Below are 19,483 nucleotides of genomic sequence, written 5' to 3' on the forward strand. Positions count from 1 at the left end.
GCGAGCGGACCGAGGCACCCGGGTGCCTCGGTCCGCTCGCTCCGTACGCCGACGGGATCAGGCCAGCTTCGCCAGCTCCTCGGCCATGACCTTCACCGTGTACTCGATCTGCTCCTCGGTGTGCTCGGAGGTGATGAAGAACCGGAGCCGGGCCAGCCGCTCCTCGACCGCCGGGTGCAGGATCGGGTTGGCGCTGATGCCCCGCTGGTAGAGCCGGTCGGCGAGCTTGAGCGCCTTCTCCGAGTCGCCCGTGATGCACGGCACGACCGGCGTGCCCTCGCTGGTGCCGACGTCGATCCCGGCCGCCGTGGAGAGCCGCAGGAACAGGGCCGAGCGCTGGTGGAGCCGGTCGAGCCGCTCGGGCTCCTCCTGGATCACCTGCAGTGCGGCCAGAGAGGCGGCGGTGTTCGGCGGGGTGAGGCCCGCGCTGTAGATGAAGCCGGGGAGGGTGTAGCGGAAGTGCTCGATCAGCTCGTGCCGGCCGGCCACGTAGCCGCCGCAGCTCGCCAGTGACTTGGACAGGGTGCCCATCCACACGTCGACGTCGTCGGCGTCGACGCCCCAGTGCTGGCCCATGCCGCCGCCCGTCTTGCCCATCACGCCGATGCTGTGGGCCTCGTCCACCATCAGCAGCGCCGCGTGCCGCTGCTTGACGGCGATCAGGGCGGGCAGGTCGGCGATGTCGCCGTCCATGCTGTACACGCCCTCGACCACGATCAGCACCCGGCGGTAGCGGTCGCGCACCTGGTGCAGGATCCGGTCCAGGGCGGCGATGTCGTTGTGCGGGAACGGCTGGCGGCTCGCCCCCGAGAGCCGACAGCCCTGGATGATGCTGTCGTGGGCGAGCGCGTCGTGCAGGATCAGGTCCTCGGGGCCCACCAGGTGGCCGATGACGGTGACGTTGGTGGCGTGGCCGCTGACCAGCGTGACGGCGTCCTGGGCGCCGACGAGGCGGGCGAGGCCCCGGTCGAGCTCCTCGTGCAGCGGACGGTTGCCGGACAGGATGCGGGCGGCCGAGACCGAGCTGCCGTACTGCTTGACCGCCTTGGTCACGGCCTTGACGACAGTCGGATGGCCGGACAGGCCCAGGTAGTTGTAGCTGGAGAACGAGATCAGTTCGGTGCCCTCGACCCGGGTGACGTCCCGGATCGTGCCCTCGTGCGGAAGGTAGTAGGGGTTGCGGACGCCGAAGTGCTCGTACATGCGCGAGCGTTCGAGCGTGGCGACGACTTCGGGCAGGACCCTGACATCACCGGTCGCGGTGAGGTCCGACGCGGGGACGGCTTCAGCACGCGGCTCGGGCACGGAGGGTACGGCGGGGGCCTCGACGGGTGCCGGTGCGGGGGTGGCCGGAGCGGTACCGAGGAGCTCCTGGACCGTTGTGATCAGCTCGCCGACGGTGCTGATCTTCACCACGTCCGAGGTCCGCACCTCGATGTCCGGCCACTGTCTGCGTAGGCCCGCGGCGAGCTCGGCGAGCATGATCGAGTCGAAGCCGAGGTCGGTGGCGAACACATGCCCCGGCTGCAGGAAGTCCTCGGAGTACGCACTGATCTTGGCTATCGCGGAGACCACGCGGGACGTCACCACGTCCGCGGCCTCTGCGGTCGCGACGGCGGGGGCCGCCGGGGCGTCCACGACGGCCACCGGGCCGGCCGGCGCGTCGGCCGTGGGGACGGCGGCCGACGGCACCAGGACCGGGTACGCACCGGCGGTCACGGTAGCCGACGCACCGTTCGGTACCGGGCCGTCGGCCGCGGCGCCGAACGACTGCAGCAGATTCACCTGGGCGTGGAGGAACGAGATAAGGCTGCTCATGCTCGATTCACCGTTCGAGGAGGTGGAGGCGGAGGCGGAGGCGGCGGCGGACGTGTGGGTGACCGTGGAGCGGATCGGCACGGTCGTTGTGGACGCGGACCGGACGACGACCGGGGCAGCGGCCGGGACCTCGGCCACGGAGGCCGCGGAGGCGGCAGGCGCCGGGGCACCGGCACGTCGGGCATCGGCGGTCCGCTTCCGGCTCGATCGCTTGAGGACCGAGAACGACGACGTCTCCAGGGGCGACGCCGGAAGCGACAGCAACGGCGGGGCGTCCGCCGGGAAGAGCGGGGCGGGATCCACCGGCACACCTGCCACGGCGAGCCGGCCCAGCCCCGTCAGGAATGCCCGCGCGCCATCCGGCCCGCTCGTGGTGAGCGGTACGACGTCCAGCGCCTCGGCAGCCGGGGTGCGCCGGGCCATCCGCAGCAGCGAGTCGCCGCCGTAGATCTGCACCAGGAAGCGGGCACCGGCGTCCGTCACCGAGGTGACGGCGTCGCTGAAGCGCACGGGGACGCTGTTGTGCCGGCCCCACAGATCCCGGATCTCCTGCGGCTCGTCGCATCCCCGGCCGCTGACACTGGAGACGAAGGCACGGGCGGGCGCCACGAGCGGGAGGGCCGCGATGTGGTGGGTCACCGCCTTGTCGGCCGCGGCCACCAGCGGCGAGTGGAAGGCGTGCGACACCTGCAGCCGCACCGCCGCCACGCCGCGCTCCGCGCAGTGTTCGCGCAGCCGCTCCACGGCCGCCTCGCCGCCGCTGAACACCACCTGGTGCTCGTGGTTGTAGCAGGCGGGCCACACCCCGTCCACGTCGGCGGCGAGCTTCTCCGCCTTCTCGTGCGTCGTCTGGACGGCGAGCATCACACCGGTTCCGGCCGGTACGGCCGCGGCGAGCGCCGCGCCCCGCCGGGCCATGAACCGGACCGTCTCGTCCGCCCCGATCGCGCCGGCCGCGGCCGCCGCCGGGAACTCGCCGACGCTGTGCCCGACGGCGAGGGAGGGGACGACACCGCAGGCGGCCAGCAGCTCGGCGGTGGCGACCCCGCTGATGCCGAGCGCAGGCTGGCACAGGTCCGTGACCGTGAGGGCCGCCATCGCCCCGTCGTCGTCGGACGCGTGCTCTGCCCACAGCAGCCCGGGCAGGTGCGCGGGGAGCTCCGCCGACTCCTCGGCGATCAGGGCGGTCAGTTCCTCGGCGCGCCGGGCCAGCGCCGGGAAGCGCCGGACCAGGTCCGCGAGCATCCCCGGCCGCTGCGCCCCCTGCCCGGGGAAGGCGAAGGCGACCTTCCGCTCCGCCTCGGGCAGCGGCTTGGCCGCGGCATGGATACCGGGGGCCAGCTCGCCGGTGGCGCCCTCCGCCAGCCGCCGGGCGGCCAGGTCGAGCCGGTCGAGGAGCTCCTGGCGCGTGGCGGCGACGAAGGAGAGGCGGGCGGCGAGCAGTTCACGGGTGGCCAGGGTGCGGGCCACCGCGGCGGGTTCCGCGGCGGACGCGGCGACGGCGTCCCGGATCTTCCGGGCGTGCCGTGCCAGTTGCGGCACCGAGCCGGCGGACAGGAGGAACAGCCACGGCTCGTCCTCCCGTGCGGGCTGCCCCGGGGCGGGCTCGGGGAGCGGCGCGCCTTCGAGGACGGCGTGGACATTCGTGCCGCCGAAGCCGAACGAGCTCACCCCGGCCCGGCGCACCTCGCCCTGCGGCCACTGCTGCGGCGTGGTGGTCAGGCGCAGCCCCGACTCGTCGAGCCGCAGCTCGGGGCTGATGCGGTGTTCGGCGGGCTGCGGCGGTACGACGCCGTGGTGCAGGGCCAGGGCGGCCCGTACGAGACCCGCCGCGCCGGCCGCGGAGAGGGTGTGGCCGATGAGGGCCTTGGACGAGGAGACGTAGCAGGGCCAGGTCCGGCCCGCCTCGTCGCGCAGCAGGCGCATCGCCTCCATCTCGGTGCGGTCGCCGACCGGGGTGCCGGTGCCGTGGGCCTCCAGCAGGTCGATCGCCCCAGGCGCCACCCCGGCGTCCTTGTAGGCGGCGCGCAGCGCGGCGAGCTGCCCCTGGGCCTGCGGCGTCATCGGGCCGCCGCCGCGCCCGTCGTTGGCGGTGCCGACGCCGCTCACGACGGCGTAGACCCGGTCGCCGGCCGCGAGGGCGTCCGCCAGCGGACGGAGCACCAGCACGCCGCCGCCTTCGCCGAGCACGAAGCCGTCCGCCCGCTCGTCGAACGGCCGGCACACGCCGTCCCGGGAGAGCGCGCCGGCGCGGGAGAAGCCGATCAGCGCGTTGGGCGTGAGGTTGACGAAGACACCGCCGACGAGGGCGACCGAGCACCCGCCCGACCGCAGGCTCCGCACCGCCGTGTCCAGCGCCACCAGCGCCGACGAGCAGGCCGCGTCGACGGCGTACGAGGGGCCGCCGAGGTCGAACACCTCACTCACGGCGGCCGGCACCATGTTGCCGATGACGCCGGCGATGGAGAACGGCCCCACGGGCATGACCGCCGACCCGGCGGCCTCCTCCAGGCCCGCCCGGAGCTCGGGATCGTCCTCGCCGGCATGGAACGAACCGTCCACGAGGAGCCTGGAGCTGATCCTCGCGAAGGTCGCGTCGCGGTAGTCGGTCGAGGACACCCCGGCGAACACGCCGGTCGTCGCGCGGTCGAAGGAGCCTCGTTCCCAGCCGGCGTCCTGCAGGGCCTCCCGGGCGAGGTCGACGAAGAGGCGCTGCTGGGGGTCCATGGCCTTCGCCCGGCGCGGCGGCACGCCGTAGTGGGAGGGGGCGAACTGATCGACGGCGGGGAGGAAGGCCACCTTGTCGGTGTAGGTGCTGTGCGGCTCCCGGAAATCGCCCGGTCTGTGGTATTTGGAGTGATCCCAGCGCGATTCGGGCACCCCTGCGAACTGCGGCTCGGCGTTGACGGTCATCTGCCAGAACTCATTGAGGTCCCCGGCGCCGGGAAAGCGGCACGACATGCCGACGATGGCTATACCAGTCACGGCTGATACCCCGATCCGATATCGATGGATTGCATGACGCAGCGTCAGAAGCAGGTGAATGGCAGGTCATACGGAAACGTTCGGATAACGGGCAGCCGAGAAGCCCGTATTGACGGAACGTCAAGATCCAGCCAAGCGTCAACTTCGCGCCGCGCCTTCAGTTTTCGACAAGCGGGGAGGGTCAGCGATATGCCTTTTCACTCAGTGGAATGAACGCGGTGTAAAGGGAAAACATCGGCCTGTCGTCGCGTGTGTCCTGGGGATGTCCGTACGGTATTGCCGCCCCGGCGGCCGGGCGGGCCAGGGCGGCCGGGGCCGGGGCTGCGCCGGGCCTGTACGGCTACCGGCCGGGGCTGCGTCGGGCCTGTACGGCTACCGGCCGGCGGCGGATTCGGCGGCCGATCCGGTGCCGGTGGGGCGCAGGCCGGCCTGGTGTGCCAGGTCGAGCACCGCCCGGTCGAACACGTCGTCACGGGCGTCGATGATTCGGTCGAACCGCCCGAACACCTCGAAGCTGATCAGCCCGAAGAGCTGCGCCCAGACGGCGACCAGCCGGACCGCGGCCGTCAGCGGGATCGTGCGGCCGGGGTCCTGGAAGAGCCGTCGGGCGTCGGCGCTGACCCCCTCGTCCTGCTGTCCGCTCCCGGGGAACGAGGCGAGCGTACCCGCCGCGTCGGCCGCTTCCACGACGCCGACCAGGGCGAGGGGGACGCGTGAGGCGGGGCCGACGGTGTCCGGCGGGGCGTCGTACCCGGGGACGGGCGAGCCGTAGATCAGGGCGTACTCGTGCGGACGGGCGAGCGCCCAGCCCCGGATCGCCCGGCAGACCGCCATCCAGCTTCGCAGCGGATCCGCCGTCCCGGCGTCCGCGAGCGCGGTCTCGGCTGCGGCACCGAGGGCGTCGTACGCGCCGACGATGAGGGCCGTGAGGAGATCGTCGCGATTCGGGAAGTAGCGGTAGACCGCCGACGGTGCCAGTCCCAGCTCACGGGCGACCGCCCGCAGCGACAGCTGCGCTGCCCCCTCGGCCGCGAGCTGGCGTCCGGCCTCCTCCTTGATGGCCGCCCCGACCTCGGCGCGGGCCCTTTCCCTGGCTCCTCGGATCACGCTCATGGCCTCAAGTTTGCCCCATGGTCACTGATTGGACCACTGCTCCACAATCGGAGCACCGCCCTTGAATCAGTGTTCACTAAACCGTAACGCTGTTTCATATCGAGACCAGTGCTCTCGAATGGGAGCATCACTCTGACTCGGGGTCGGCCCATCAACAGGCGTGTCCCGCAGGGGACGAGTCGTGCTCCTCGACGCAACGCCCAGTACCTCCGCGCCTCCAGCACCGATGAGGCCCGACAGCGCTCGGCAGAGCCCGGACAGGCATCGGGCGAACCATCAGAGAAAGACGAAAGGACCTCCCATGGCGACCACTTCGGTGCCACCTCAAAGCGGTCGGCAGAGCCGACGCGGCCCGTGGTTCACACTGCTCGCCGGACTGCTGTTCCTGATCATCACCGGCGCGGCCGGCGCCGGGGTGCTCGAGAACCTCAAGTCCGGCGGGTTCGACAACCCCGACTCCGACTCCGTGGCCGCCGCCTCGGCGCTGGAGCACTCCTTCCCGGAGAGCCAGCCCAACCTGTTGGTCCGGATCGAGGACACCAAGGGTGGGGTCGACAGCTCCGAGGCGCACGCCGCCGCCGACAGGGTCGTCAGGACGATCGGCGACGACTCCGGCGCCCGGGTCGTCGCCTCCTACTTCGACACCCCCGACCCGGCGCTGCGCTCCGACGACGCGGGGCTGGTCCTGGTCCGGATCAACGGTGACGAGAACGAGAGTCTCAAGACCACCAAGAAGCTCCACGAGGAGCTGTCCGACCCGGACGGCGCCGTGGCGGTGTCCTTCGGCGGCATCAACGCCGTCAACAACGACATGAACGCGCAGATCGAGAAGGACATCGTCGCCGCGGAGACCATCGCGATCCCGCTGACGCTGCTGCTGCTCATCCTCGTGTTCCGCGGCGTGATCGCGGCGCTGCTCCCGCTGCTGCTCGCGGTGCTCACCGTGGTCGGCTCGTTGGGCATCCTCAACGTCCTCTCCCGGTTCACCGACGTCTCGGTCTTCGGGGTCAACCTCATCACCGCGCTCGGTCTCGGTCTGGCGGTCGACTACAGCCTGCTGATCGTCACCCGCTACCGCGAGGAGCGCGCCGCCGGCCGCAGCAATGCCGACGCGCTGCGCGTCACCCGCGCGACCGCGGGCCGCACCGTGTTCGTCAGCGGTGGCGTCGTCGGCGCCGCCCTCGCCACCCTGCTGGTCTTCGACCAGTACTTCCTGCGCTCCTTCGCCTTCGCCGGCATCTCGGTGGTCCTGCTGTCCGTCGGCGGCGCCCTCCTGCTCCTGCCCCCGGCCCTCATCCTGCTCGGCGACAAGATCGACGCCCTGGGCTGGGCCCGGCGGACCGCCCCGAAGCCCGCCATGAACACCACCTGGGGCCGCATCGCCGGCCTTGCGTTCCGCAAGCCGCTGCTGCTCGCCACGCCCGTCGTGATCCTGCTCATCGCCATCGCCCTGCCCTTCGGCCACTCCCAGTTCGGCGTCCCCGACGAGCGGGTGCTGCCGAAGGACAGCGAGAGCCGGGTCGTGGCCGAGGCGCTGCGCAAGGACTTCGGCACCGGTGACGAGCACGCGCTCAACGTCGTCGCCCAGAACTGGAAGGGCTCCGACGCCGACCTCGCGATGTACGCCACCGCCCTGTCCCGTGCGGACGAGGCGACCAAGGTCGTCAGCGCCGCGGGCATCTTCGAGAAGGGCGCCAAGGTCAGCCCCCTGCCGGCGGCCCAGGTGGCCCGCTTCGACAACGGCACCGCGACCTGGCTCCAGGTCCAGACGGACGTGGCCCCGTACTCCTCGGAGGGCTCCCAACTCGCCCGCGACGTACGGGACATCGCCCCCCCGGCCGGTAACCGCGTGCTCGTCGGCGGCCAGGCGGCCCAGGTCACCGACATCAACCAGTCCATCGCCGACAAGCTGCCGATCGCCCTCGTCCTGATCGTGGTCTTCAGCCTCCTGTTCCTCTTCCTGCTCACCGGCAGCGTGGTGCAGCCGATCAGGGCGCTGCTGCTCAACCTCCTCAGCCTGGTTTCGATCCTCGGCGTGACGGTCTGGATCTTCCAGGACGGCAACCTCTCCGACGCCCTCGGCTTCACCCCCTCGCCGCTCGCCGTCTCCATGCCGGTCCTGGTCTTCTGCATCGCCTTCGGACTGTCGATGGACTACGAGGTCTTCCTGATCTCCCGGATCAAGGAGCACTACGAGCGCTCCGGCGACCTGGCCACCGCCGTCCGCGAAGGCCTCGGGGCGAGCGGGCCGGTGATCACCGCGGCCGCGGCCATCCTCGCGGTCTCCTTCTTCGCGATGCTCACCTCCGGTGTCTCCCTGATCAAGCTGTACGGCGCCGCCACCGGCCTGGCGATCCTCATCGACGCCGTCCTGGTGCGCGGCGCGCTCGTACCGGCGTCGCTGCGAGCCACCGGCCGCATCAGCTGGTGGGCCCCCTCCTGGCTGCGGAGCGTCCACGTCCGCTTCGGTATCCGCGAGTCGGCCGAGGAAACGGCCGCCGCCATCACTGTCCCGGCCACCGGTCCGGCCGAGGATCGACGTCACAAGGACGGAGTCAGAGCATGACGAGCCCCGAGAACACGACCACGTCCCTGGACCGGCTGAGAGAGGTCGCCGCCGAGGCGGCCCGGGCGGCGAACGCGCACAACACCCAGCCCTGGGAGCTCCGTCCCGGCACCGACCGCGTCGAGGTGGGCTGGCGCGCCGAGGACGCGCTGGGGCCGAGCGACCCGGCCCACCGCGATCTGCGGCTGTCGCTCGGCACGTACGTGGAGAGCCTGCTCATAGCCGCGGCCGAGCAGGGCATCGCCGTCTACTTCGAGCTCGACCTCGACACCGAGACCCGGCGCGTGGGCCGGCTGCTGCCGGCCGACCGGCCGTACGACACCGGCTTCCGGACGTCCGACATCGCCGGCCGCCGGGTCTGGCGCGGCGCCTGGAAGCCGCAGCAGGTCGACACGAAGGCGATCGAGGCCGCGCAGGAGACCGCCCGCGCGGCGGGCTTCCGGGTGGCCGCGATCAGCGCGGCCGCGGCCAGGCCGCTGCTCGTCCGCGCCTACCACTGGTTCTTCGGCGACCCCGGGATCGCCGCCGAACTGATGGCGTGGACGCGGCTGAGCCCCCGTCACCCCAAGTACCGCAGCGACGGTCTGAACGACGTCATGCTGGTACTGAACCGGGTGGAGCGCTTCCTCATGGGACTTCTCTTCTCCCCGGTCGTCTACCGGGCACTGCGCCCGCTGGGGCTGCCGCGCTTCCTCACCCCGCTCTCCTCCAGCGCGACCGCCGGTGATGGCGTCGTCCTGGTGATCCTGGGCAAGGGCGAGGACACGGCCCAGGAGGTGGCGGCCGGACGCCTGGTCACCCGCCTCTGGCTGGACCTCTTCCGGCAGGGGATCTACGTCCACCCCCAGAGCCATGTCATCGACTGCCCGCACACCGTCGGAGACCTCGCGGCCCTGTGCGGGGCCGAGGACGGCGAACGCCCGCTGGTCTTCTTCAGAGTGGGCATCCCCGCGGTCGACCCCTCGCTGCGCCCCCGGCACCCGCGCCGCGACCTGCCGTAGCAGTGAACCCGGCACGGTCGCGGGGCCGAGGCCCGACGCCCCGTCACGCGGCCCGTGCGGCACCCGGGGTGACGGCCGGTCCGTAAAAGCCTGTCGGCCGCCGGCGATCACCCGCCCGTCCGGCGACGGCCCTCGTGCCGTCGCCGGACGGACGGGTGACGTGGTTGTTCGGGCGCTGGCTCCCTCGGTGTCACCGAAGTGACCTTCACCATTGCTCCACGTCTGTGAGGGTCTTGTTCGTAGCGTCGGGGGATCGCAGCGCATCAAGGTGCACCAGGCGAAAGCGAGTCACTACGGATGGAAATCCGCAACACCACGGAAAATCGATCGGTCGTCGAGCGCGCTTTCAGTGTTCTCGGTGTCTTCAGGGGCAGGGACCACTCGCTGTCGGTGAGCGATATCAGCCGCCTTTCCGACCTTCCCGTGGCGACGGCCCACCGCATGGTGACAAAGCTCGTTTCCCTGGGGGTCCTGGAACGGGTGGAAGGAAGCAGATACACCATCGGACTCCGGCTGTGGGAACTCGCCGCGCACGCGCCGAGGCACCGCGCGCTGCGCGCGGCGGCGATGTCGCACATGCTGCGACTTCACGAGAAGACGAAAGCCATGGTGAACCTCTCGGTGCGTGACGGCGCCGAGGGAATCTGGCTGGAGAGTCTCGGCTGGGGCGGCCCGGTGCACGTGGCTCCGATGATCGTCGGCGACCGGTTCCCCCTGCACACCACGGCATCGGGAAACGTCCTGCTCGCCTACGCGAGCTCCGAAGCGCAGGAGGACATCCTCGCCCGTGCGCTGACCCGGAACAGGCAAGAGGGGCTGGCCGGTCCCCTGGTTCTGCGCAGGATCGTCGGTCAGGTCAGGCGCTGGGGCTACGCCGCGGGCGACTTCCAGACGGAGCGGCGTACCTTCGCGGTCGCCGCCCCGCTGCGGGACCGCGGCGGGGCCGTCGTCGCGTCCCTGTCCCTGGTGACGGATCTCGCCGGTGCCGGCGGACCGCAATGCGTCGGCCCCTTACTGGCGACGGCCGTACGCATATCCAGGGAAATCGCGACCGCCCAGGACCGGGACGACACCGATCCGCACCGCCTGGCACATGCCCAGGGAGGACGTCCCACTCCGCTCCACACATTCGAAGCCGTGGAATCAGCCGTGGAATCAGTTGTCGAAGCAGCCGTGGAAGGAGGAAGAGAAACCGCACTCATCCGCCATTCCTGACCATGTGGTCGTTCCGGAGAACCAGTACGGACCGGAGAGAACCGGAACAAGTCTCGCACCCCAGGCCGTGCCCTTCGAGCAGCGCACTCGAGGCCGCGCAATTCCAGACGTGGAGAAAAGATTTCTGTGGAAAAGAAAAACCGCACTGTAGTGGTCACCGGCATGGGCGCGACCACGCCGCTCGGTGGCGACACCACCTCGACCTGGGACGCCCTGCTCGCCGGGCGCTCCGGCGTCCGCCGGCTCCCGCACGAATGGGCCGAGGAACTCCCGGTGCGCATCGCCGCCGAGATCGCGGTGGAGCCCACGGAGATCTTCCCGCCCGCCCAGGCGCGCAGGCTCGACCGCGCGGCCCAGTTCGCCCTCATCGCGGCCCGCGAGGCGTGGGAGGACGCCGGATTCAAGGGCCGGGCGGGCGAGGACGAGCCGGTCGACCCCGACCGTCTCGGCGTCGTGGTCGCCACCGCGGTCGGCGGGGTGACGTCCATGCTCCAGCAGTACGACATCCTCAAGACGCGGGGAGCCCGCAAGGTCTCCCCGCACACGATCCCGATGATGATGCCCAACACTTCGTCGGCCCACATCAGCCTCGAAGTCGGTGCCCGCGCCGGGGCCCACACCTTCGTGAGCGCCTGCGCCTCCGGCGCCGAGGCCATCGGCTACGCCATCACCATGATCCGCAGCGGCCGCGCCGATGTCGTCATCGCCGGCGGCACCGAGGCGGCGGTGCACCCACTGAACTTCGCCGCCTTCGGCAACATGATGGCGATGTCCAAGAACAACGACGACCCGACCGGCGCCTCACGGCCCTTCGACACCGGGCGCGACGGCTTCGTCCTGGGCGAGGGCGCGGGCCTCGTCGTCCTGGAGTCCGCCGAGCACGCCGCCCGGCGCGGTGCCAGGGTCTACGCCGAGGCCCTCGGCGAGGGCATCTCCTCCGACAGCCACCACATCACCCAGCCGGAGCCGACGGGCCGCGGGATATCCGCCGCACTGCGGTCCCTGACGGACTCCACCGGCCTCGAACCCGGCGAGATCGCGCACATCAACGCACACGCCACCTCCACCCCGCTCGGCGACGTCGCCGAGATCAGGGCGCTGCGCCAGGTCTTCGGCGACCACACCGACCACTTCGCGATATCGGCCACCAAGTCCATGACCGGCCATCTGGTCGGCGGCGCCGGCGGCGTGGAGACGATCGCCACTGTGCTCGCCCTGCACCACCGGCTCGCCCCGCCGACCATCAACGTCGACGCCCTCGACCCGGCGATCGACGCCGACATCGTCCGCGGCGAGCCCCGCCCCCTGCCCGACGGCCGGATCGCGGCGCTCAACAACTCCTTCGGCTTCGGCGGCCACAACGTCGTGCTGGCGTTTCGCACCGTCTGACCCACCGGCGGCCACCACAACGCACGGGCGGGCGGCGCTCCTTTGAGCACCGTCCGCCCGTACCGCTACCCCGCTCAACTCTCCGGCAGCGCCGCGCACTCGGCGCACGTCCCGAAGATCTCCACCGTGTGGGCCACGTTCACATAGCCGTGCTGCGAAGCGATCGTCTCCGCCCACTGCTCCACCGCGGGACCCTCGACCTCGACCGCCTTGCCGCAGACCCGGCACACCAGATGGTGGTGGTGCTCGCCGGTCGAGCAGCGCCGGTAGACGGACTCACCGTCCGTCGTGCGCAGGACGTCCACCTCGCCCGCGTCGGCGAGGGACTGCAGGGTGCGGTAGACGGTGGTCAGCCCGACCGAGTCACCGCGGTGCTTGAGTACGTCGTGCAGCTCCTGGGCGCTGCGGAACTCGTCCACCTCGTCGAGCGCCGCCGCCACCGCGGCCCGCTGCCGGGTCGACCGGCCGCGTACCGGGGCTGCGTTCGTTCCACTGATCGGCGCCGTCGCCACAGGTGCCTCCTCGTGTCGCCCGTACATGTGTCGGGCCATTGTGCCAGCCCGCCCCGGCACCGGGGTCAGACCCGGACGCCGTTCGTGGCCGGGCGGGCAGCCGGTACTTCCGGAGTCTCCCCTTCCAGGGTGCACTCCGCCGAGACCGTGTCGCTGCTGCGGGCACGCCTTCTGGCCAGCGGCGTGGCGAGCAGGGTCAGCACGACGAAGACGCCGATGGCCAGCAGCACGATGGTCGCACCGGGCGGTACGTCCTGGTAGTAGGAGGTCACGGTGCCGGCCAGGGTCACCGCCGTACCGATGACGACGGACAGCACGAACGTCACCTTGAAGGACTTCGAGATCTGCTGCGCCGCGGCGACCGGGACCACCATCAGCGCGCTGACCAGCAGCAGACCGACGACCCGCATCGCCACGGTGACGGTCACCGCCGCCGTGACCGCGATCAGCAGATTGAGTGCGCGCACCGGCAGCCCGGTGACCCGCGCGAACTCCTCGTCCTGACTGACCGCGAACAGCTGCCGCCGCAGCCCCAGCGTCACCAGCAGCACGAAGGCGGCGAGCAGGCAGATCGCGGTGATGTCCTCGGACGAGACCGTGGAGAGGGAGCCGAAGAGGTACGAGGTGAGGTTGGCGTTGGAGCCGGTGTCGGAGAGATTGATCAGCAGCACACCGCCCGCCATGCCGCCGTAGAAGAGCATGGCCAGCGCGATGTCGCCGCGCGTGCGTCCGTACCAGCGGACCAGTTCCATGACGATCGAGCCGACGACGGCGACGGCCGTGGCCATCCAGACCGGGCTGGTGGAGAGCAGGAAGCCGAGACCGACACCGGTCATCGCGATGTGGCCGATGCCGTCGCCCATCAGGGCCTGGCGGCGCTGCACGAGGTAGATGCCGACGGCGGGGGCGATGACGCCGACCAGTACGGCGGCGAGCAGGGCCCGCTGCATGAAGGGGGGCTGGAGAAATTCCATGATCAGGTCAGCAGTCCCGTCCGGACGGGCTCGGAAGCCGCATGGGGGTGTACGTGGTCGTGGCCGGGCAGCGCGTGCTGGCCGACGGCCTTCGGGGGCGGCCCGTCATGCATCACACAGCCGTCGCGGAGGACGATCGCGCGGTCGATGAGGGGTTCCAGCGGGCCCAGCTCGTGCAGGACGAGCAGCACGGTGGTACCGGACGCCACCTGTTCGCGCAGCGTCTCGGCGAGGATCTCCTGGCTGGCCAGGTCGACGCCGGCCATGGGCTCGTCCATGATCAGCAGCTCGGGCTCGGCGGCGAGCGCCCGCGCGATCAGCACCCGCTGGTGCTGACCGCCGGAGAGCGCGCTCACCGAGTCCCCGGCCCGGTCGGCGAGGCCGACGAGCGCGATGGCGCGGTCGACGGCGGCCCGGTCCGCCTTGCGGAGCAGCCCCAGCTTCGTACGGGACAGCCGCCCGGCGGAGACGACCTCGCGGATGGTGGCGGGGACCCCGCTGGCCGCCGTGGTGCGCTGCGGTACGTAGCCGATCCGTGCCCAGCTGCGGAAGCGGCGCAGGGGGGTGCCGAACAGCTCGACCGAGCCGCCGGTGAGCGGGACCTGGCCGATGACGGACCGGACGGCGGTGGACTTGCCGGAGCCGTTGGCGCCGAGCAGGGCGGCGACCTCGCCGCGGTGCACGGTGAGGTCGATGCCACGCAGCACGGGGCGCGCGCCGAGGGTCGCGGTGGCTCCGCGCAGGGCTATCACGGGGTCGGGCTGGGTGCTCTCGGGCTCGGGCATGAGCGCCTCCGATGCTGCTGTGGCGGGTGTTACGAGGGTCACTTCGCGCCGAGCGCCTTCTGAAGGGCGGCGAGGTTGGACTGCATGACCTCGAAGTAGTTATCGCCCTTGGACTTGTCGGTGATTCCCTCGAGCGGGTCGAGGACGTCGGTCCTCAGGCCGGTGTCCGCCGCGACGGTCTTCGCGGTCTTGTCGCTGGCGAGGGTCTCGAAGAAGACGGTCGTGGCCTTGCTCTTCTCCGCGATGGTGTGGATCTCCTGGATCCGGGCGGGGCTGGGCTCGGCCTCGGGGTCGATGCCGGCGATGCCCTCCTGGACCAGGCCATAGCGCTCGGCGAGGTAGCCGAAGGCGGAGTGGGTGGTGACGAACGTCTTGGTGGCGGTGTTCCGCAGGCCCGTCTCGTACGCCGTGTTCAGCGCGTCGAGCCTCTTGACCAGGGCGTCCGTGTTCTTGCGGTAGTCCGCGGCGTGGCCGGGGTCGGTCTTCTCCAGGGACGCGCCGACGCCCTTGGCGACCTCGGCGTACTTCACCGGGTCCAGCCAGATGTGCGGGTCGGCCCCGGCGCCCTCGCCCTCGTGCTCGTGGCCGTGTTCGTCGCCGCCGGTCTCGGTGCCGTGGTCCTCCAGCGTGGTCAGCTTCGCCGCGTCGACGCTGTGGGTCGACGCGGACAGCTTGATCGCGTCGTCGACAGCGGGCTGGATACCCTTGAGGTAGAGGATGTAGTCGGCGTCGCCGAGTCCGCCGATCTGCCGAGGACTGAGCTCCAGGTCATGCGGCTCGACGCCCGGCTTGGTCAGCGTGCTGACGGAGACGTGGGTCCCGCCGATCTCCTCGGCAAGGAACTGCATGGGATAGAACGACGCCACCACATTCAGCTTGTCGGCGGGCTTGCGGCCGGCGGCGTCCGACGTGGAGCAGGCGGAGAGGGCTGTGAGCCCGAGGGCGACTGCCCCGGCGACGGCAACGGTGGGTATGAGGCGGCGTACGTTCATGACAGTCATTTTCAACAAAACTGGAAACGATTGTCAACAAGCCCGATGGGGTGACCACTGAGTGAGCTGTCCGCACACCGATTTGATCCGGAGGGCGTGCCCGCCGGTAATCTGAAGCATTCGCCGTTCGTCGTCGTCGTAATGAAGAGAGCACCGTGGCCGCCGACAAGATCGACTCCATCGTCAGCCTGAGCAAGCGCCGTGGCTTCGTTTACCCCTGCAGTGAGATCTACGGTGGCCAGAAGGCCGCCTGGGACTACGGGCCGCTGGGCGTGGAGATGAAGGAGAACCTCAAGCGCCAGTGGTGGCGCTACATGGTCACTTCGCGCGAGGACGTGGTCGGTCTCGACTCGTCGGTCGTCCTGGCCCCCGAAGTGTGGGTCGCCTCCGGCCACGTCGCCACGTTCACCGACCCGCTGACCGAGTGCACCTCCTGTCACAAGCGCTTCCGCGCGGACCACCTGGAAGAGGCGTACGAGGAGAAGCACGGCAAGCCGCCCGTCAACGGCCTCGCCGACCTCAACTGCCCCAACTGCGGCAACAAGGGCACCTTCACCGAGCCCAAGCAGTTCTCGGGTCTGCTCTCCACGCACCTCGGCCCGACCCAGGACTCCGGCTCGGTCGCCTACCTGCGGCCCGAGACCGCGCAGGGCATCTTCACCAACTTCGGTCAGGTGCAGCAGACCTCGCGCAAGAAGCCGCCGTTCGGTATCGCGCAGATGGGCAAGTCCTTCCGGAACGAGATCACTCCGGGCAACTTCATCTTCCGCACCCGCGAGTTCGAGCAGATGGAGATGGAGTTCTTCGTCAAGCCGGGCGAGGACGAGCAGTGGCACGAGTACTGGATGGAGCAGCGCTGGAACTGGTACACGGACCTGGGCCTGCGCGAGGAGAACATGCGGTGGTTCGAGCACCCGAAGGAGAAGCTCTCCCACTACTCCAAGCGCACCGCTGACATCGAGTACCGCTTCCGCTTCGGCGGCAGCGAGTGGGGCGAGCTGGAGGGCGTCGCCAACCGTACGGACTACGACCTCAAGGCCCACTCCGCCGCTTCCGGCACGGACCTGTCGTTCTTCGACCAGGAGGCCGGCGAGCGCTGGACTCCGTACGTCATCGAGCCCGCGGCCGGTGTCGGCCGTTCGATGCTCGCCTTCCTCCTCGACGCCTACATCGAGGACGAGGCGCCCAACGCCAAGGGCGTCATGGAGAAGCGCACCGTGATGCGCCTCGACCCGCGCCTCGCGCCGGTCAAGGTCGCGGTGCTGCCGCTGTCCCGCAACCCGCAGCTGTCGCCGAAGGCCAAGGGCCTCGCCACCGACCTGCGGAAGAACTGGAACATCGAGTTCGACGACGCGGGCGCCATCGGCCGCCGCTACCGCCGCCAGGACGAGATCGGTACGCCGTTCTGCGTCACCGTCGACTTCGACACCCTCGACGACAACGCGGTGACGGTGCGCGAGCGCGACACGATGAAGCAGGAGCGCGTCTCGCTGGACCAGATCCAGGCGTACCTCGGCGCCCGTCTGCTCGGCTGCTGACACATCACGGTTCCACCGCGAAGCTCCCGGTTCCTCGTACGAACCGGGGGCTTCGTTGCACACTGGGCACCACGCGACCACGCGTCAACAGGAGGCTCGGATGCCGTCCATGACCACGAGCAAGGTCAGCCGATGGGATCAGCACGGCCGTGAACATGTCGTCCATGTACGGAAGTCGGGGATACAGCGACAACTGAGCTGCGACACGTGCGACTGGCGCAAGGGCGTGCAGTTCCTGCCCTGGCTCAAGGCCGAGGAACACCTGGCCCAGATCCACCAGGCGACGATCGACCCGACGGCCTGACGGCCGCCCGGCGTGACCCGCCCCTGTGTGCGGGACGGTCAGGCGCGCAGGCCGCGCAGCAGCAGGTCCGACACGGCGGTGAACTCGGCGCCGATGGCGGGGTTCTGCCACTCGGCGGCGTACGCCGGGTCGTGGAAGCGCGCCGTCGCGTCGAAGACCGCCTGCGCGGTGACCGCCGGATCGTCCACCGCGAACTGCCCGCTGCGCACACCCTCCTCGATGATCTCCCGCAGCTGGCCGACCAGTTCGCGGATGTGCTCCTCGACGACCGTGCTCTCCCCGGTCAGCACGATGTAGGTCGCGAACAGCTCGGGGTCGTCACCTGCCTTGTGGCGCTTGGACTCGAACAGCACCGCCAGCCAGTGCCGCAGCTTTGACGGGGCGGGTTCCGTCGAAGCGCTGATGATCTCGGTGAGGGTCACCTCGGTCCGGGTCAGCCAGCGGGCGGTCACCGCCTCGCGCAGCGCCGCCTTCGTACGGAAGTGGCGGTAGACGCTGCCGTGGCTGACGCCGAGCGCGCGGGCCACGTCGACCACCGTCGCCTTGGCGGGGCCGTAGCGGCGCAGCACGTCCTCGGTGGCTTCGAGGATGCGCTCGGGGGTCAGCGGGTCGGCTGGCGTCATGGTGTCTGTGCTGCCTTTCGGAGGGCACCGTTCGGGGAGCTGCCCTGCGGGGGCCGCACCCCGACGACCGTACCCGGAGCTCAGCGCTCGCTGTCGAGGTGGGCCATCTGGTTCTCCGGGTAGCGCGAACCGGCGGCCGCACCTGCCGGGACGGCCTCCTCGATCGCGGCGAGGTCGGCGGCGTCCAGCGTGACATCCAGGGCGCCGAGGGCCTCGGTGAGCCGGTCGCGGCGGCGGGCGCCGACAAGCGGCACGATGTCCGTACCCCGGCCGAGGACCCAGGCGATGGCGATCTGGGCGACCGAGACGCCCTTCTGCTCGGCGATCTTGCGCAGGGCGTCGACCAGGTCGAGATTGTGCTGGAGGTTCCCGCCCTGGAAGCGCGGGCTCATGGCCCGGAAGTCGCCCGGGGCCAGCTCGCGGTCACGGCTGAAGTGCCCGCTGATCAGGCCGCGCGACAGCACCCCGTACGCCGTGACGCCGATACCCAGTTCACGGCAGACCGGCAGGATCGCGTCCTCGACGGACCGGGAGATCAGCGAGTACTCGATCTGCAGATCGGAGATCGGGGCCACGGCCGCCGCCCGCCGGATCGTGTCCGCGCCGACCTCGGACAGGCCGATGTGGCGGACATGGCCGGCCTCGACCAGCTCGGCGATGGCGCCGACGGTCTCCTCGATCGGGACATCGGGATCGACGCGCGCGATCCGGTAGATGTCGATGTGGTCGGTGCCGAGCCGCTGGAGCGAGTAGGCGGCGAAGTTCTTCACGGCGGCAGGCCGGCCGTCGTACCCCGTGAAGGCGCCTTCGACCGTGCGCAGCGCGCCGAACTTCACGCTGGTCAGCGCCTGTTCGCGGGCGGCGCCGGGGGCGGTGCGCAGCGCCTCGTTGATCAGCAGTTCGTTATGGCCCATGCCGTAGAAATCGCCGGTGTCCAGCAGGGTGATGCCCGCGTCGAGCGCGGCGTGGATGGTGGCGATCGACTCGGCGCGGTCGCTCTCGCCGTACAGCGCGGACATGCCCATGCAGCCGAGGCCCAGAGCGGAGACCTGTGGGCCGGTGGAGCCGAGCGTGCGGGTGGCGGTCATGAGGGACTCCCGTGGTGGAGAAGAAGAAAGCGTGCGTGGAAGACAGGAGAGGGATGGGCTGTGACACAACCATGGCATAGGGGCTGACAGATTTCAATATCTGTCAGTTCATTGTTCTGTGGTGCTTCGCGCGGGCAGGCCGAAAACCGGGTGCTGCGGCCGGTGCGGCCGGGGTACGGTTCCCGTATGTCTTCGTTCTTCCAGATCTACGAGTGAGAGCGCGGCGGGCTCGACCGCCCGTCGCCCACCGGATCGATTCCAGGTCGCTCACGACCTCACGTCTCAATGACGTCTCACCACGAATGGGAGAACCCCGTGGCCAAGAGCCGCAACAACCTTCTCGGTGTCGGCGGACAGCGCAAGAAGCTGTCCCGCGCCGATCAGCACGGCGCGGGCAGCGCGCGCAACGCCGACCGCAGGACTGCGGACGAGCAGAAGCAGGAGCTGCTGCGCAAGATGCGCGAGCGCGCCGGGTCCGGGCAGGCCCCGGCGTCCGCCGATGCCGCGACGTCGAACCGCGAGGGCGACTCAGCGGCGCAGAGCTGACGCCTTCTCGACGCCCGTACGACCAGTGCCCCTC

15 protein-coding genes are annotated in these 19,483 nt (G+C 70.6%); 7 read left to right on the forward strand and 8 right to left on the reverse strand.

Going from position 1 to position 19,483, the window contains the following annotated elements; all coding sequences use genetic code 11:
* Positions 1 to 57 precede the first annotated feature (57 nt).
* Together OG972_RS27580 and OG972_RS27585 are read right to left on the reverse strand one after the other, a co-directional pair.
* Complete coding sequence (locus OG972_RS27580; RefSeq protein WP_266985858.1) at positions 58 to 4,803, reverse strand: type I polyketide synthase; 4,746 nt, start codon at positions 4,801 to 4,803, stop codon at positions 58 to 60.
* A 372-nt stretch (positions 4,804 to 5,175) separates the two neighbouring features.
* Positions 5,176 to 5,916, reverse strand: a complete 741-nt coding sequence (locus OG972_RS27585; RefSeq protein WP_266985860.1) for a TetR/AcrR family transcriptional regulator — start codon at positions 5,914 to 5,916, stop codon at positions 5,176 to 5,178.
* A gap of 301 nt (positions 5,917 to 6,217) precedes the next feature.
* Here OG972_RS27585 and OG972_RS27590 point away from each other — a divergent pair, with 301 nt between their 5' ends.
* The 4 genes from OG972_RS27590 (at position 6,218) to fabF (ending at position 12,087) form a co-directional block, all read left to right on the forward strand.
* Positions 6,218 to 8,482 carry an MMPL family transporter gene (locus OG972_RS27590; protein WP_266985862.1) on the forward strand — a complete coding sequence of 755 codons (2,265 nt, stop codon included), beginning with the start codon at positions 6,218 to 6,220 and terminating at the stop codon, positions 8,480 to 8,482.
* On the forward strand, positions 8,479 to 9,483 hold the full coding sequence (locus OG972_RS27595) for a hypothetical protein (protein ID WP_266985864.1): 1,005 nt from the start codon (positions 8,479 to 8,481) through the stop codon (positions 9,481 to 9,483). Before OG972_RS27590 ends, OG972_RS27595 begins: the two co-directional genes overlap by 4 nt.
* Before the next feature lie 297 nt (positions 9,484 to 9,780).
* Positions 9,781 to 10,698, forward strand: coding sequence for an IclR family transcriptional regulator (locus OG972_RS27600; protein ID WP_266985866.1), 918 nt, complete (start codon positions 9,781 to 9,783; stop codon positions 10,696 to 10,698).
* A gap of 126 nt (positions 10,699 to 10,824) precedes the next feature.
* Complete coding sequence (gene fabF / locus OG972_RS27605; RefSeq protein WP_266985868.1) at positions 10,825 to 12,087, forward strand: beta-ketoacyl-ACP synthase II; 1,263 nt, start codon at positions 10,825 to 10,827, stop codon at positions 12,085 to 12,087.
* A gap of 74 nt (positions 12,088 to 12,161) precedes the next feature.
* Here fabF and OG972_RS27610 read toward each other — a convergent pair whose 3' ends face one another.
* The 4 genes from OG972_RS27610 to OG972_RS27625 all read right to left on the reverse strand — a co-directional run bounded on the left by OG972_RS27610 (position 12,162) and on the right by OG972_RS27625 (position 15,350).
* Positions 12,162 to 12,599 (reverse strand): transcriptional repressor, encoded by a 438-nt coding sequence (locus OG972_RS27610; RefSeq protein ID WP_323135899.1) that lies wholly within the window; start codon positions 12,597 to 12,599, stop codon positions 12,162 to 12,164.
* A gap of 65 nt (positions 12,600 to 12,664) precedes the next feature.
* A complete protein-coding gene (locus OG972_RS27615; RefSeq protein ID WP_266985872.1) occupies positions 12,665 to 13,573 on the reverse strand; it encodes a metal ABC transporter permease in 909 nt (302 codons plus the stop codon).
* A 2-nt stretch (positions 13,574 to 13,575) separates the two neighbouring features.
* Positions 13,576 to 14,358: a metal ABC transporter ATP-binding protein gene (locus OG972_RS27620; protein ID WP_266985874.1), complete on the reverse strand. Its 783-nt coding sequence runs from the start codon at positions 14,356 to 14,358 to the stop codon at positions 13,576 to 13,578.
* A gap of 38 nt (positions 14,359 to 14,396) precedes the next feature.
* Positions 14,397 to 15,350, reverse strand: a complete 954-nt coding sequence (locus tag OG972_RS27625; RefSeq protein ID WP_266985876.1) for a metal ABC transporter substrate-binding protein — start codon at positions 15,348 to 15,350, stop codon at positions 14,397 to 14,399.
* A 155-nt stretch (positions 15,351 to 15,505) separates the two neighbouring features.
* Between OG972_RS27625 and OG972_RS27630 the strand changes: the two genes are divergently transcribed.
* Positions 15,506 to 16,888 (forward strand): glycine--tRNA ligase, encoded by a 1,383-nt coding sequence (locus OG972_RS27630; protein ID WP_266985878.1) that lies wholly within the window; start codon positions 15,506 to 15,508, stop codon positions 16,886 to 16,888.
* 100 nt (positions 16,889 to 16,988) lie between these two features.
* A complete protein-coding gene (locus OG972_RS27635; protein WP_266985880.1) occupies positions 16,989 to 17,192 on the forward strand; it encodes a hypothetical protein in 204 nt (67 codons plus the stop codon).
* 38 nt (positions 17,193 to 17,230) lie between these two features.
* Here the strand turns inward: OG972_RS27635 and OG972_RS27640 are convergent, their stop codons facing one another.
* Both OG972_RS27640 and OG972_RS27645 read right to left on the reverse strand, forming a co-directional pair.
* Complete coding sequence (locus OG972_RS27640) at positions 17,231 to 17,815, reverse strand: TetR family transcriptional regulator (RefSeq protein ID WP_266985882.1); 585 nt, start codon at positions 17,813 to 17,815, stop codon at positions 17,231 to 17,233.
* 80 nt (positions 17,816 to 17,895) lie between these two features.
* Complete coding sequence (locus OG972_RS27645) at positions 17,896 to 18,903, reverse strand: aldo/keto reductase (RefSeq protein WP_266985884.1); 1,008 nt, start codon at positions 18,901 to 18,903, stop codon at positions 17,896 to 17,898.
* Positions 18,904 to 19,218: 315 nt separating this feature from the next.
* On the opposite strand from OG972_RS27645, the gene OG972_RS27650 reads away from it, so the two are divergent.
* Positions 19,219 to 19,449 (forward strand): DUF6243 family protein, encoded by a 231-nt coding sequence (locus tag OG972_RS27650; RefSeq protein WP_266985886.1) that lies wholly within the window; start codon positions 19,219 to 19,221, stop codon positions 19,447 to 19,449.
* The last annotated feature ends 34 nt before the right edge of the window (positions 19,450 to 19,483 follow it).

Origin of the sequence: Streptomyces sp. NBC_01669 (assembly GCF_026339735.1) — a bacterium.
Lineage (GTDB): Bacteria > Actinomycetota > Actinomycetes > Streptomycetales > Streptomycetaceae > Streptomyces > Streptomyces yanii.

Excerpts from the sequence above, each read along its gene's own strand:
- OG972_RS27585 (WP_266985860.1), bottom strand. The coding sequence starts at position 5,916 with ATGAGCGTGATCCGAGGAGCCAGGGAAAGGGCCCGCGCCGAGGTCGGG.
- OG972_RS27590 (WP_266985862.1), top strand. The coding sequence starts at position 6,218 with ATGGCGACCACTTCGGTGCCACCTCAAAGCGGTCGGCAGAGCCGACGC.
- OG972_RS27595 (WP_266985864.1), top strand. The coding sequence starts at position 8,479 with ATGACGAGCCCCGAGAACACGACCACGTCCCTGGACCGGCTGAGAGAG.
- OG972_RS27600 (WP_266985866.1), top strand. The coding sequence starts at position 9,781 with ATGGAAATCCGCAACACCACGGAAAATCGATCGGTCGTCGAGCGCGCT.
- OG972_RS27615 (WP_266985872.1), bottom strand. The coding sequence starts at position 13,573 with ATGGAATTTCTCCAGCCCCCCTTCATGCAGCGGGCCCTGCTCGCCGCC.
- OG972_RS27620 (WP_266985874.1), bottom strand. The coding sequence starts at position 14,358 with ATGCCCGAGCCCGAGAGCACCCAGCCCGACCCCGTGATAGCCCTGCGC.
- OG972_RS27625 (WP_266985876.1), bottom strand. The coding sequence starts at position 15,350 with ATGAACGTACGCCGCCTCATACCCACCGTTGCCGTCGCCGGGGCAGTC.
- OG972_RS27635 (WP_266985880.1), top strand. The coding sequence starts at position 16,989 with ATGCCGTCCATGACCACGAGCAAGGTCAGCCGATGGGATCAGCACGGC.
- OG972_RS27640 (WP_266985882.1), bottom strand. The coding sequence starts at position 17,815 with ATGACGCCAGCCGACCCGCTGACCCCCGAGCGCATCCTCGAAGCCACC.
- OG972_RS27645 (WP_266985884.1), bottom strand. The coding sequence starts at position 18,903 with ATGACCGCCACCCGCACGCTCGGCTCCACCGGCCCACAGGTCTCCGCT.